The organism is Vibrio owensii (genome assembly GCF_002021755.1).
Taxonomy (GTDB): Bacteria; Pseudomonadota; Gammaproteobacteria; order Enterobacterales; family Vibrionaceae; genus Vibrio; species Vibrio owensii.
Window position 1 is genome coordinate 2670016 of sequence record NZ_CP019959.1, and the last position, 12782, is coordinate 2682797.

Annotated in this window: 14 protein-coding genes; 10 read left to right on the forward strand and 4 right to left on the reverse strand. The window is 45.3% G+C overall.

The annotated features are described in order from the left end of the window. Nucleotides 1-157 precede the first annotated feature (157 nt). Genes A9237_RS12235 through A9237_RS12250 form a run of 4 tightly spaced genes read left to right on the forward strand, consistent with a single transcriptional unit; the run spans nt 158 to nt 3396 of the window. A complete protein-coding gene (locus A9237_RS12235; RefSeq protein WP_020195471.1) occupies nt 158-754 on the forward strand; it encodes an LON peptidase substrate-binding domain-containing protein in 597 nt (198 codons plus the stop codon). Next, nucleotides 751-2109: a DUF4397 domain-containing protein gene (locus tag A9237_RS12240; protein ID WP_078608279.1), complete on the forward strand. Its 1359-nt coding sequence runs from the start codon at nt 751-753 to the stop codon at nt 2107-2109. Before A9237_RS12235 ends, A9237_RS12240 begins: the two co-directional genes overlap by 4 nt. A 46-nt stretch (nt 2110-2155) precedes the next feature. Next, a complete protein-coding gene (locus A9237_RS12245; RefSeq protein ID WP_005529413.1) occupies nt 2156-2740 on the forward strand; it encodes an RNA polymerase sigma factor in 585 nt (194 codons plus the stop codon). Further along, nucleotides 2737-3396 carry a ChrR family anti-sigma-E factor gene (locus A9237_RS12250; protein WP_020195474.1) on the forward strand — a complete coding sequence of 220 codons (660 nt, stop codon included), beginning with the start codon at nt 2737-2739 and terminating at the stop codon, nt 3394-3396. Before A9237_RS12245 ends, A9237_RS12250 begins: the two co-directional genes overlap by 4 nt. A 54-nt stretch (nt 3397-3450) precedes the next feature. Here A9237_RS12250 and A9237_RS12255 read toward each other — a convergent pair whose 3' ends face one another. The 4 genes from A9237_RS12255 to A9237_RS12270 form a co-directional block, all read right to left on the reverse strand. Continuing rightward, the gene (locus A9237_RS12255) at nt 3451-4803 is read right to left on the reverse strand and encodes an AmpG family muropeptide MFS transporter (RefSeq protein WP_078608280.1); all 1353 of its coding nucleotides are present in this window, start codon (nt 4801-4803) and stop codon (nt 3451-3453) included. Nucleotides 4804-4874: 71 nt separating this feature from the next. Then, entirely contained in the window at nt 4875-5420 is a 546-nt protein-coding gene (locus A9237_RS12260; RefSeq protein WP_009707446.1) for a peptidylprolyl isomerase, read from the reverse strand. Further along, on the reverse strand, nt 5420-5992 hold the full coding sequence (locus A9237_RS12265) for a YajG family lipoprotein (protein WP_005436640.1): 573 nt from the start codon (nt 5990-5992) through the stop codon (nt 5420-5422). Before A9237_RS12265 ends, A9237_RS12260 begins: the two co-directional genes overlap by 1 nt. Before the next feature lie 39 nt (nt 5993-6031). Further along, nucleotides 6032-7189: a methyltransferase gene (locus tag A9237_RS12270; RefSeq protein WP_078608281.1), complete on the reverse strand. Its 1158-nt coding sequence runs from the start codon at nt 7187-7189 to the stop codon at nt 6032-6034. A gap of 206 nt (nt 7190-7395) precedes the next feature. On the opposite strand from A9237_RS12270, the gene bolA reads away from it, so the two are divergent. The 6 genes from bolA to nqrE all read left to right on the forward strand — a co-directional run bounded on the left by bolA (nt 7396) and on the right by nqrE (nt 12773). Next, nucleotides 7396-7704 (forward strand): transcriptional regulator BolA, encoded by a 309-nt coding sequence (gene bolA, locus A9237_RS12275; RefSeq protein ID WP_005436644.1) that lies wholly within the window; start codon nt 7396-7398, stop codon nt 7702-7704. A 472-nt stretch (nt 7705-8176) separates the two neighbouring features. Continuing rightward, complete coding sequence (locus tag A9237_RS12280) at nt 8177-9517, forward strand: Na(+)-translocating NADH-quinone reductase subunit A (RefSeq protein ID WP_032803016.1); 1341 nt, start codon at nt 8177-8179, stop codon at nt 9515-9517. Nucleotides 9518-9520: 3 nt separating this feature from the next. Beyond that, on the forward strand, nt 9521-10762 hold the full coding sequence (locus A9237_RS12285) for an NADH:ubiquinone reductase (Na(+)-transporting) subunit B (protein WP_005436648.1): 1242 nt from the start codon (nt 9521-9523) through the stop codon (nt 10760-10762). After that, on the forward strand, nt 10752-11537 hold the full coding sequence (locus tag A9237_RS12290; RefSeq protein ID WP_009707443.1) for a Na(+)-translocating NADH-quinone reductase subunit C: 786 nt from the start codon (nt 10752-10754) through the stop codon (nt 11535-11537). The genes A9237_RS12285 and A9237_RS12290 overlap by 11 nt, the downstream gene beginning before the upstream one ends. Continuing rightward, nucleotides 11537-12169: an NADH:ubiquinone reductase (Na(+)-transporting) subunit D gene (locus A9237_RS12295; RefSeq protein ID WP_005436651.1), complete on the forward strand. Its 633-nt coding sequence runs from the start codon at nt 11537-11539 to the stop codon at nt 12167-12169. Before A9237_RS12290 ends, A9237_RS12295 begins: the two co-directional genes overlap by 1 nt. A gap of 7 nt (nt 12170-12176) precedes the next feature. Further along, nucleotides 12177-12773, forward strand: a complete 597-nt coding sequence (gene nqrE / locus A9237_RS12300) for an NADH:ubiquinone reductase (Na(+)-transporting) subunit E (RefSeq protein WP_005436652.1) — start codon at nt 12177-12179, stop codon at nt 12771-12773. Nucleotides 12774-12782: the final 9 nt, after the last annotated feature.

The following is a 12782-nucleotide window of genomic DNA, read 5'->3' on the forward strand; positions in this document are numbered from 1 at the left end:
TTTGTTTGTTGCATTGATTTGCAATAAATATGTGACACATGTCGTTTGCGTAATCGTTTTTATGACTTTTTAAGCCAGTCGATTAACCAACACAAATCGTTAGTGATCTGACTAATAGGCCATTCGTATCAGTTGAGGAACCAAAGAGGACGTTTGAATGAAAGAAGTCATGTTATTCCCATTAACCTCAGTCGTTTTACCAGAAGGCAAAATGAATCTGCGTATTTTTGAACCTAGATACAAACGCATGGTGAAAGAATGCAGCCTCCAAGATTCAGGTTTTGGCGTTTGTCTCGTTGGTAATGACGGCGATCCGAAAGCTGTGGGAAACGTGTCATCCATCGGAACCTTGGTCACCATCGTTGATTTTGAAACACTCAGTGATGGGCTTCTTGGTATTACCGTGGCGGGAGAGAGACGTTTTATTGTCAAAAGGGTGAGGGCTGATTCTGATGGCCTTCGCCACGCTGAAGTCGAGTGGTTAGACAATTGGCAAGAGCCAAGGTCTCATCCCGACTTCCTCTATTTAAGTCATCAACTCGCTCATGTGTACGAACAATTTCCTCAATTAGGGACGCTTTACCAACACCGCTTTTACGACGATCCATCATGGGTCGCCCAAAGATGGCTTGAACTTCTTCCACTAGATTGTGAGCTGTTTGAGCAGTTGGTTGGTGCAGAGGATTGCCTTCCTGCATTGCACTTTCTTAATGATGCTATAGAAGCCCCACTTCAAAGAGAGACTAGGATATGAAAGGACTTACAAAAACCGCAGTAACTTTGGTTGCTGTGCTAGGGATTGCTGCGTGCGGGTCAGACAGTGACTCGATTGAGTATTCGAATTTGCAAGCGGTACATGCTTCTTCTGATGCGCCTCTTGCAAATGTATGGATTAACGACCAAGCCGCTTTGACGGGCGTCGATTATGGCGTTGGCTCTGGTTACGTGAGGCTACCTGAAGGGGCAAACTCAGTTCAAGTTGATGTGCAGTTGCCTGGTGGGGATGTCGCGACAGTCGTAGACAAAACAACGCTCGATCTGGACTCGGACCTTAATTACACCGCATTTGTTGTGGGTGACGCTTCTGGAACACCAAACCCTGTTGAACCTCTTATCGTGACTCGAAGCGCGACTTCCATGGCTGATGCAAACAGTTTAGATGTTCAGGTGGTACATGCTGCGTCTGGCGTGCCAGCTGTTGATCTTTACGTCACTGCACCCGGTGCCGCGTTAGCAGACTCGTCACCGATTACTAATCTAGCTTATAAAGCGTCGACGGATGTGCTGAACATTCCTGCGGGCGATTATCAAGTGAGACTAGCTGTGGGTGACACAGTAGCGTTTGACTCGGGGACCATTCCTCTTCCAGCCAATGCTAACTTGACGATTGCTGCTATCAAGACGGGGGATTCCAACAGTACTTCTCCGGTGAAGTTAATGGTTTTGGATGGTTCTGGCTCTTCTATACTTGAAGATACGGGAAGCCAAGCAGAAGTGCGCGTTGGTCATTTAGTCGATGGTGCACCTGTTGTTGATGTTCATGTTGACGGTGCTGCGTTTGCTCCGCTTGCGGATTTGGAATTTAAACAAATTCGTGGGTACTTAGACCTTGCGCCAAAAGCATACGATATTGATGTGTTCGTTGATGGTACAACGACGGATCCAATTATCGATGTTGACGGATTAGAAGTGAAAGGTGGTATGGATTACAGCATCTATGCAGTTGGTGTTGTCGCGCCTGCAATCGCAATCGAAGCGCTTGTAGTCGAAGACATGCGCCGTGCAGTCGCAACCAGCGCAACGTTAAATGTTACGCACGCAGCAGCGAATCCAGTGGCTGAAATGGTAGACATCTATCTCACAACCAGCGCAGGAATCGACGGAAGTGATCCAGCAATAGCAAACTTCGCGTATAAAGATAGTGTGCAAGGCGTGTACGTTGCCGAAGGTTCTTATTTTGTCACTGTGACAGTGGCGGGAGACCCAAATACAGTAGCGATTGATTCTGCACCTGTAACGGTAATGAACGGCGTCGTATATCAAGTAGTCGCCATTGATGATGGCAATAACGGTGGCTTCAATCTTATTGTTGATGACATCACCGACTAGGACGAAAGGGGGAGGGGGAAACTCCTCCCAATGATTAAGGCTGATTATGATGAGTGAAAGCCCACAAAAGCTCGGGCGAAGCGAATGGAACGATTATATGGACAAAGTGAAAGCGCGAGACAAAGACGCTTTTGCCTTCGTATTTCGTTTTTATGCACCAAAGCTTAAGCAGTTCGCCTACAAACATGTTGGTAATGAGCAAGTTGCAATGGAAATGGTGCAAGAAACCATGGCGACTGTTTGGCAAAAAGCTCATTTATATGACGGCACAAAAAGTGCTTTGTCGACATGGATCTATACCATCATCCGTAACCTTTGCTTCGACCTTTTAAGGAAACAGAAAGGTAAGGATTTACACATTCATTCTGATGACATTTGGCCGTCAGATTACTACCCACCTGATTTGGTCGACCATTATTCACCTGAGCAGGACATGCTCAAAGAACAGGTAGTCAAATTTTTAGACATACTGCCGAAAAACCAAAGAGAAGTACTCCAAGCGGTGTACCTTCAAGAACTTCCACACCAACAGGTCGCAGAGTTGTTCGACATACCTTTGGGCACCGTGAAGTCTCGCTTGAGGCTAGCGGTAGAAAAGCTGAGGCATTCGATGCATACGGAGCAATTATGAACAAACATCCAGACAAAATATTGTTAGAGGCATATGCTTCGGGAAGTATTGATGCGGTTTCTGGTCTGGTGGTTGCCACTCACCTAGAAACTTGCCCTAAATGCCGAGCTTATGTCAATCAACTAGAAGCGGCTCAGGCCAGTGCGGTTAACGATATACCATCTGTTTACGACTCTGAGTTCGATAGTATGTTCAACGACATCATCACTGCAGAACCAACGTCTGACAGCATCATCATTAGAGATGTCGCCAAAGTCATGGTCGCAGGCAAAGATTTCAAACTGCCGAAAACACTGAGCCGTTTTTCAGACTTGGTGGGCGAATGGAAGAGCTATGGGGGCAAAGTCTACAGTGCGCAAGTTGATTTAGGGGAAGAAGCGCGCGTCAACCTGATGTACATCAGCGAAGACGTAAGAATTCCGCAGCACACGCACAAAGGTCAAGAATCAACGCTAGTTTTGCACGGTGGCTTCAGTGATGAGGACGGGCATTACGAAGTTGGGGATGTACTCGTACGAGATGCATCTGTAAAACATAGCCCATTTACTAAGCCTGGCGAAGATTGCTTATGCCTAACTGTGTTGACAGAGCCAATGATTTTCACCCAAGGCGTCGCCAGAATATTCAATATGTTCGGCAAGGGCATGTACCCGTAAATAGTTAGCGGTCAAAAAAACCACCGGAGTCGGTGGTTTTTTTAACTATTTTCTTTAGTCTCTTTGCCTTGCTTTTTCGAGCAGTTCGGTAAAGTAGTGGCGTAAAGAATAGAGCATGATCAAACTTGGAATGACCATGACTGCAGTAATTGCAAAGAAGGTTGTCCAGTCATTCAGATAGTCGACCAACTCGCCACTGAATGATGCCAGCGTCGTTCGTCCAAAGTTACCCAGTGAAGCTAGCAACGCGTATTGAGTCGCTGAGAAAGCTTGCCCAGTCAGAATCGTTAAGAAGGAAACAAAAGCGACTGTTGAGAAAGCAGTCGTAAAGTTATCGACAATGATTGTTGCTAGGAACAAGTGCTCGTTCGGGCCCACTTTCGCGATCCAAGCAAACATCAAGTTACTTGCTGCCATGGCGATACCGCCAATCATCAGGCCACGTACAATACCAAACTTAACGTTGAACATGCTGCCAACAAAAGTGAACAGCATGGTCGCGCCCCAGCCAATGAGTTTCGAGTAGTAACCAATCTGTTCGTTGCTAAAACCAATTTCTTTGTAGAAAGCGATCGACATACGCCCTAAGAAGGCTTCACCAATCTTAAATAGGAAAACAAACAAAAGAAGGGTGATGGCAACACGAACGCCATTTCGGTTAAAGAAGTCTATGAAGGGTTCTACAACCGTTACGGTAAACCAAGCCACTACTTTAGAACCCACTACCTCTTTATGGCGTTGCTCCGCTTCAGATTGAAGTTGCTCTCGTTGAGTTTTCGGTTCACCGACCAATAGAGTAAAAATCATCAGTAAAACGACAATAAACGCCATTCCGTAGTAGACACCGTTCCAACCGATACTGTCAGCGTTGATGAAAGCTAAATAGCCCGGTAAGGAATAACCTGTCCACCAACCAATCACCGCCATAGCTGAAGCTTGCGGAAGCTTCGATTGCTCCGTTTTAGGGAATGTATCGATACGAAAGGCGTCAATGGCAATATCTTGTGTTGCGGAAGCCGTAGCAATACACAGAGCAAGAAGTGACGTTAACATCAGGTTTTCTGCTGGGTTTACGCCGGCAATAAACAGCGTGGCAACTAAGACGATACTTTGGCATAAGAAAATCCAACTACGTCGCTGTCCCAACAAACGATGCAAAACAGGCAATTTGACGCGATCGACCAATGGCGCCCATAGAAAGTTGATCGCGTAGACCGCGAACACACTACCAAAGTAGCCGATCGCAGAAAGTGTTAAGCCAGCATCTTTCAGCCAGCCTGACATATTTGAACCGATAAGCACCCATGGAAAACCGCTGGAACAGCCAAGCATGAAAACCCAAAGTAGGCGTTTATCGAGGTAACTTTTTACCGTTTCCAACCAAGTGATGGAAGGTAATGAAGACATAAATCAATCCGTTAAAATAGAGCCACTAAAAGAGAAAGCCCTTCGAATATTCAAAGGGCTTATGGTTTTGGCTATTTGAGTAGTGTTGCTTTGGTGATGACGATTTGCGTCTCTGGGACATCGCGCATGCGACCGATAGATTTGGTTGGCTGAGCGGCCATTTTTTGAATGACATCGAAGCCTTCAGTGACTTCGCCAAATACTGCATAACCAGGTGGACGAGCGCCATAGTTTAAGAAGTCATTGTCCACGAGGTTAATAAAGAACTGGCGCGTTGCAGAATCAGGAGCGTTTGTACGTGCCATCGCGATGGTTGCACGGTCATTGTTCAAACCGTTGTTACCTTCGTTTTTGATTGGCGCATAAGTTTTTTGCATCTGCATATCTTGATTAAAGCCGCCACCTTGCGCCATAAAACCAGGAATCACACGATGGAAAATCGTACCTTCGTAGCTGCCGTCTTCCACGTATTTGAGGAAGTTAGCGACAGTAATCGGTGCTTTTTCTTCATTGAGCTCAACAGTGAAATTACCTAGCGTGGTTTCAAACGCCACTTTAGGACCAGCAAAAACGCTGCAGCTTAATAGCGCGAGAGAAAGAATGGCTTTGCGTAGCATTAGAATCGCTCCTGCATGTATTGACGAAGCTCAGGGTCATTCGCGATCTCTTTCAAAGTAAGAGCAACAACATCATTTAGTGTTTGCTCAATATCTGAGTCCGAAGCGCTTAGTGTCCCTGAACGTTTAGCAGTACCAGTATAGGTCTTAACTAGCTTGCCTTGCGGAGTTTCTGCTGTGATTTCTAGAACCACTTTTGCATCCATCTCGTTTTCCATTACGGAGTGCTTCACGTTTACTAACGCTTCTTGTACTTCAAGTTCGATTGAGTTGTCGCTGTTCAGATCAGAATGGAAACCTTGAGAAGAGAATTGCTTCTCCAATGCTTCTTCAAGAGAAATACGTAGGTTCTGTTTCGCGTGAAGTGGCAAAATGTTTGAGCGACCGTTGTCGACTAGCGCAACGTATTGTGCGGCGCGCACATCTTTACTGGTTAGGCTGTAGCTTTTGCCTTGTACGATAGGGTTAGTGCTTAGCGTTGTTTCAGGCATCAGATTCAGTTGAGGTTGCTGTTGTGGCGCTGAACATGCAGCAAGCAAGGCAACCGAAGCCGCTAGTACCAGTTTTTTCATCTTATTATTCCTTTTAAACATTTTGCTAAAGTCAGGACTTTATTGCTTAGCGCCTAATTTAGCAGGATTTTTCGTTGCCTGTAAAATCACGAACTTGTTGTTAGAAGCGACTAATTTCACATTTTTGTCGCCGAATAGACGTTTCAGCTTTGCATCGTAACCAAGGTGACGGTTACCTATGACCAATAACTTCCCACCTTGGTTCAGAATTTGTTTTGAGTCACAGAACATTTGCCAAGCGATATGGTCTGTAATGGCCTGTTGCTGATGGAAAGGAGGGTTACACATCACCATACATGCGCTTTCAGGTTTGAAGTCGTCTAAACAGTTGTTCGCGATACATTCAATATCTCGGCCTTCACCTAAGTTAGCGATAAGGTTTTGCCTTGCAGACTCCACCGCCATGAAGCTCTCATCAACACAAGTTAGGTGAGCTTTTGGATTTAACTGCCCCATTTTGATGGACAACACACCATTACCACAGCCCAAGTCGATAATGTTCTTCAACTCAGGATCTTGAGGTAGGTGCTGCAACATAAAGCGTGCACCTAAATCCAAGCTTTCACCTGAGTAAACATTTGGCAGGTTTTTCAATCGGATGTTCTCTCCGTCTACTCCCCAGACTGTCATCGGATCTACGGCATGGATCGGCTGCGCGGTTGCATGAGAAAACACCAAACGATGCTTTTTCCATGCAAGGGAGGTGGTGGTTTCACCTAAGTGTTTTTCGAAGAGCTTCAGAGTAGAAGTGTGGATCTCTTTGGCTTTGTTCACCGCAATAATAGGGCAAGAGGTCGGAAGCGATTTACGTAATTGACTTAACAGCCAAACCAAATGGCGGTTGCTTTTCGGCAATTGCATCAAAACCAAATCTGTATTCTCAGGGATCTCATCCATCGTACTGAGAAAGGCAACTTGCTTACATTGGTTATCTTCGAGGTTTTGTTTGGCACCTTTATGAGAAATAAAAGAGTCACTCATCAATGTGACATTATGTTTCTCTGAAAACCAGCATGCCAACGCGCCGAAATTATCATTGATAACCACGATGTTTTGATTCTCTGGCAGCGCTAATTCTTCTACGTGATTGATAAGGTACTCATCACCCGCATCCCATGCTTGAAGAGTCTCATTGGAGCGCTTTGGGAAACGATGTAGCGTGAGGCTACGATCGTGAAGGTCTAATTCGGTTTTCATAACTAAACGTAAGTGGATTTGGAAATTAGTGATTATTGTCGCAAATGATGAAGATTCAAGATACAAAAAGCTGTCAAATTTACTGATTTTCACAGGCTTTTAGCGAACTGTGTGGATTATGAGAAGGTAGAGCAAGGAGGTTTCGTTGATTTCATTTGTCAAACTAGAGTATATACTTACCGGACTAGTATCGATGAGGACTGAATATGATCCAAGAAATCATAGAAAAGAAACTGCATAGTGAGCTGCAACCTAATTATTTGAAAGTGATCAATGAGAGCTACATGCACAATGTTCCGCCGGGTTCTGAGAGTCACTTCAAAGTGATTGTTGTCAGTGATGCGTTCGCGGGTCAGCGCCTTATTGGTCGACATCGTCAGGTGCACACAGTGCTTGCTGATGAACTCGATAATCACATTCATGCGTTGGCGATTCATACTTACACTAACGAAGAGTGGAAATTAGAGCAAGATGGCGCGCCAGATAGTCCTATGTGTATGGGTGGCGGTCGTTAAACCGGCTTTAACTCGCTGATTTGAAAAAGATGGTTTCGGCCATCTTTTTTTGTTTTACATCTTTTCGGGATTAAAATGTGGCACAAATGAAGGTTAAAAAATGTGTTAACAGTGTTTCAACAAATGAATGAAAATTAATGCATGTTTCAAAGCGTGAATGTTTTATTTCCATGACAGATGCAAGGGATTTGGCATTTGTGCGATGGGTCAAAGTTATGACTATTCTTTAACCTTTTACACTCGATTCTACCGAAATAAACCCACCTTTCCTAAGATTGGTCATGGCATCAAGTTCCCAAAAAATGCTAGACTACCGCACCTGATAAATCTCGCCTAATATTTGTGACGAGATAATTAATAGGATGTTGCGATTTTGATGTTTTAAACAGCATCGAAACCGGACACTGATGTCGTGTCTAAAAGTTACGCAATCAAAAGAATCTTTTTCCCGATAAAAGTAGTGCAAGTGCGTATGATTACAATAAAGAAGGGCTTGGATCTTCCTATCGCAGGAACTCCATCCCAGGTGATTAATGATGGTAAGACCATCAAAAAAGTCGCCTTGCTTGGCGAAGAGTACGTTGGCATGCGTCCTACCATGCATGTCCGCGTTGGTGATGAAGTGAAAAAAGCGCAAGTTCTTTTTGAAGACAAAAAGAACCCTGGCGTTAAGTTCACAGCTCCAGCAGCCGGTAAAGTGATCGAAGTTAACCGTGGCGCTAAGCGTGTTCTTCAATCTGTAGTGATTGAAGTGGCAGGCGAAGAGCAGGTGACATTTGATAAGTTCGAAGCAGCTCAACTAGCAGGTCTAGATCGCGAAGTGATCAAGACTCAATTGGTTGAATCTGGCCTTTGGACCGCTTTACGTACTCGTCCGTTCAGCAAGGTTCCAGCAATCGAATCAAATTCTAAGGCTATCTTTGTAACTGCGATGGATACTAATCCACTAGCAGCTCAGCCTGAGTTGATCATTAATGAACAACAAGAAGCATTCGTTGCCGGTCTAGACATTCTTTCAGCCCTGACAGAAGGCAAGGTTTACGTATGTAAATCTGGTACTAGTTTGCCACGCTCTTCTCAGTCTAACGTAGAAGAACACGTCTTCGATGGCCCTCACCCAGCAGGTCTTGCTGGCACCCACATGCATTTCCTATACCCAGTAAATGCACAAAACGTGGCTTGGAGCATCAACTACCAAGACGTTATCGCGTTCGGTAAGTTATTCCTTACCGGTGAGCTATACACAGATCGTGTTGTATCTCTTGCTGGTCCTGTAGTGAATAACCCACGTCTTCTTCGTACTGTTGTAGGTGCTTCTCTTGAAGACCTAACTGACAGCGAATTGATGCCAGGTGAAGTTCGTGTGATTTCAGGCTCTGTACTTTCTGGTACTCAAGCGTCTGGTCCACATGCTTACCTTGGTCGTTACCATCAGCAGGTTTCTGTCCTGCGTGAAGGTCGTGAGAAAGAACTGTTTGGCTGGGCTGTTCCTGGCAAAAACAAATTCTCAATCACTAAATCTTTCCTGAGTCACATCTTTAAAGGTCAGTTGTTCAACATGACAACGACAACTAACGGTAGTGATCGTGCAATGGTTCCAATTGGCAACTACGAGCGTGTAATGCCTCTTGATATGGAACCTACTTTGCTACTTCGTGATCTATGTGCAGGCGATACAGACAGTGCCCAAGCACTGGGTGCGCTTGAACTGGATGAAGAAGATCTAGCATTGTGCACCTTTGTATGTCCTGGTAAATACGAGTACGGTCTGCTACTTCGTGAATGCCTAGATACCATTGTGAAGGAAGGGTAATCCATGCTTAAGAAATTCATAGAGGATATCGAGCATCATTTTGAACCGGGCGGTAAACACGAAAAATGGTTTGCACTGTACGAAGCAGCGGCAACGCTTTTCTACACGCCAGGTCTAGTAACAAAACGCAGCTCGCACGTCCGTGATAGCGTTGACTTAAAACGTATCATGATCATGGTTTGGTTCGCGGTATTCCCAGCAATGTTCTGGGGTATGTACAACGCGGGTGGCCAAGCTATCGCAGCACTTAACCACATGTACGCTGGTGATCAACTAGCGACAGTTATCTCTGGTAACTGGCACTATTGGCTAACAGAAATGCTTGGCGGCACCATCGGTGCGGAAGCAGGCGTTGGCAGTAAAATGCTACTCGGTGCGACTTACTTCCTACCAATCTACGCAACAGTATTTATTGTTGGTGGTTTCTGGGAAGTGCTTTTCTGTATGGTGCGTAAGCACGAAGTGAACGAAGGTTTCTTTGTAACTTCTATTCTATTCGCACTTATCGTTCCACCAACGCTACCTCTATGGCAAGCGGCACTAGGTATCACATTTGGTGTTGTTGTTGCTAAAGAGATCTTTGGTGGTACAGGTCGTAACTTCCTGAACCCTGCACTTGCAGGTCGTGCTTTCCTATTCTTCGCTTACCCAGCTCAAATCTCGGGTGACGTAGTATGGACAGCAGCTGACGGCTTCTCTGGTGCAACTGCTCTTAGCCAATGGGCTCACGGCGGTAGCGGCGCGTTGATCAACAACATCACTGGCGCTCCTATCACTTGGATGGATGCTTTCATCGGTAACATCCCAGGTTCAATTGGTGAAGTATCGACGCTTGCTCTAATGATCGGTGCAGCGATGATCGTATACATGCGAATCGCTTCATGGCGCATCATTGCGGGTGTAATGATCGGTATGATTGCAGTATCGACACTGTTCAACGTGATCGGCTCTGACACCAACCCAATGTTCAACATGCCATGGCACTGGCACCTAGTTCTAGGTGGTTTTGCATTCGGTATGTTCTTCATGGCAACAGACCCAGTATCAGCTTCATTTACCAACGGTGGTAAGTGGTGGTACGGCATCCTAATCGGTGCAATGTGTGTGATGATCCGTGTAGTTAACCCAGCTTACCCAGAGGGTATGATGCTGGCGATTCTATTCGCGAACCTATTCGCACCTCTGTTCGACCATGTAGTTATCGAGAAGAACATCAAGCGGAGACTAGCACGCTATGGCAAGTAATAACGACAGCATTAAAAAGACGCTGGGTGTTGTTATCGGGTTGAGCCTTGTTTGTTCAATCATCGTATCAACAGCGGCAGTAGGCCTGCGTGATAAGCAAAAAGCTAACGCTGTCCTAGATAAGCAATCAAAGATTGTAGAAGTTGCTGGCATTGAAGCTGACGGTAAAAAAGTACCTGAGCTATTTGCTGAGTACATTGAACCTCGTCTAGTTGACTTCAAAACAGGTGATTTTGTTGAGACTGCGGGTGACGGTTCTACAGCAGCTAACTACGACCAACGTAAAGCAGCGAAAGATCCATCTGAGTCTATCAAGCTAACGGCTGAAGAAGACAAAGCTAAGATCCTACGTCGTGCTAACACTGGTATCGTTTACCTAGTGAAAAGCGGTGATGAAGTATCTAAAGTTATCATCCCTGTTCACGGTACTGGTCTTTGGTCAATGATGTACGCATTCGTTGCGGTTGAAACTGACGGTGACACTGTGTCTGGTATCACTTACTACGAGCAAGGTGAAACTCCTGGACTTGGTGGTGAAGTAGAGAACCCAGCATGGCGTGCTCAATTCGTTGGCAAGAAACTATTCGACGAGAACCACAAACCAGCAATCAAGATTGTTAAAGGTGGTGCTCCAGAAGGTTCTGAACACGGCGTTGACGGCCTATCTGGTGCGACACTAACTGGTAACGGTGTTCAAGGTACATTCGACTTCTGGTTAGGTGACATGGGCTTTGGTCCTTTCCTAGCAAAAGTTCGTGACGGAGGTCTGAACTAATGTCTAGCGCACAAAACATTAAAAAGAGCATTATGGCGCCGGTGTTGGATAACAACCCAATCGCGCTGCAGGTTCTTGGTGTATGTTCTGCTCTTGCAGTAACAACTAAACTAGAAACAGCATTTGTAATGACACTAGCGGTAACATTTGTAACTGCACTGTCGAACTTCTCTGTTTCTCTAATCCGTAACCACATTCCTAACAGTGTGCGTATCATCGTTCAAATGGCGATCATCGCATCTCTAGTAATCGTGGTAGACCAAGTGCTTAAAGCATACCTATACGATATCTCTAAACAGCTATCGGTATTCGTAGGTCTGATCATTACGAACTGTATCGTAATGGGTCGTGCTGAAGCGTTCGCGATGAAATCTGCGCCAATCCCATCTCTAATCGATGGTATCGGTAACGGTCTTGGTTACGGTTTCGTTCTTATCACTGTTGGTTTCTTCCGCGAGCTATTTGGCTCAGGCAAACTATTTGGCCTAGAAGTACTACCTCTAGTGAGCAACGGTGGTTGGTACCAGCCAAACGGCCTGATGCTACTTGCACCATCAGCATTCTTCTTAATCGGTTTCATGATCTGGGCTATCCGCATTATCAGACCTGAACAAATCGAAGCGAAGGAGTAAGGACGTCATGGAACATTACATCAGTCTGCTAGTTAAATCGATTTTCATCGAAAACATGGCACTGTCTTTCTTCCTAGGTATGTGTACTTTCCTTGCCGTATCTAAGAAAGTTAAGACCTCTTTCGGTCTAGGTGTTGCTGTTGTGGTAGTACTAACTATCGCAGTTCCTGTGAACAACCTAGTTTACAACCTAGTTTTGAAAGAGAACGCGTTAGTTGAGGGCGTAGACCTTAGCTTCCTAAACTTCATCACCTTTATCGGTGTAATTGCGGCACTTGTACAGATTCTAGAGATGGTTCTTGACCGTTTCTTCCCACCTTTGTACAACGCGCTAGGCATCTTCCTACCGCTGATCACAGTAAACTGTGCGATCTTCGGTGGTGTATCTTTCATGGTACAACGTGACTACAACTTTGCTGAATCTGTTGTTTACGGCTTCGGCTCTGGTGTGGGCTGGATGCTAGCAATCGTTGCTCTTGCAGGTATCCGTGAGAAGATGAAGTATTCAGACGTACCTCCTGGTCTACGTGGTCTAGGCATCACGTTCATCACTGTAGGTCTAATGGCGTTAGGCTTCATGTCTTTCTCTGGTGTTCAACTGTAAGTCGGGTAA

Bases quoted from the DNA above. Each gene is read 5' to 3' on its own strand.
- A9237_RS12250 (WP_020195474.1), top strand. From the start codon at position 2,737: ATGAACAAACATCCAGACAAAATATTGTTAGAGGCATATGCTTCGGGA.
- A9237_RS12255 (WP_078608280.1), bottom strand. From the start codon at position 4,803: ATGTCTTCATTACCTTCCATCACTTGGTTGGAAACGGTAAAAAGTTAC.
- A9237_RS12245 (WP_005529413.1), top strand. From the start codon at position 2,156: ATGATGAGTGAAAGCCCACAAAAGCTCGGGCGAAGCGAATGGAACGAT.
- A9237_RS12265 (WP_005436640.1), bottom strand. From the start codon at position 5,992: ATGAAAAAACTGGTACTAGCGGCTTCGGTTGCCTTGCTTGCTGCATGT.
- A9237_RS12280 (WP_032803016.1), top strand. From the start codon at position 8,177: ATGATTACAATAAAGAAGGGCTTGGATCTTCCTATCGCAGGAACTCCA.
- nqrE (WP_005436652.1), top strand. From the start codon at position 12,177: ATGGAACATTACATCAGTCTGCTAGTTAAATCGATTTTCATCGAAAAC.
- A9237_RS12285 (WP_005436648.1), top strand. From the start codon at position 9,521: ATGCTTAAGAAATTCATAGAGGATATCGAGCATCATTTTGAACCGGGC.
- A9237_RS12235 (WP_020195471.1), top strand. From the start codon at position 158: ATGAAAGAAGTCATGTTATTCCCATTAACCTCAGTCGTTTTACCAGAA.
- A9237_RS12270 (WP_078608281.1), bottom strand. From the start codon at position 7,189: ATGAAAACCGAATTAGACCTTCACGATCGTAGCCTCACGCTACATCGT.
- A9237_RS12295 (WP_005436651.1), top strand. From the start codon at position 11,537: ATGTCTAGCGCACAAAACATTAAAAAGAGCATTATGGCGCCGGTGTTG.
- bolA (WP_005436644.1), top strand. From the start codon at position 7,396: ATGATCCAAGAAATCATAGAAAAGAAACTGCATAGTGAGCTGCAACCT.
- A9237_RS12240 (WP_078608279.1), top strand. From the start codon at position 751: ATGAAAGGACTTACAAAAACCGCAGTAACTTTGGTTGCTGTGCTAGGG.
- A9237_RS12290 (WP_009707443.1), top strand. From the start codon at position 10,752: ATGGCAAGTAATAACGACAGCATTAAAAAGACGCTGGGTGTTGTTATC.
- A9237_RS12260 (WP_009707446.1), bottom strand. From the start codon at position 5,420: ATGCTACGCAAAGCCATTCTTTCTCTCGCGCTATTAAGCTGCAGCGTT.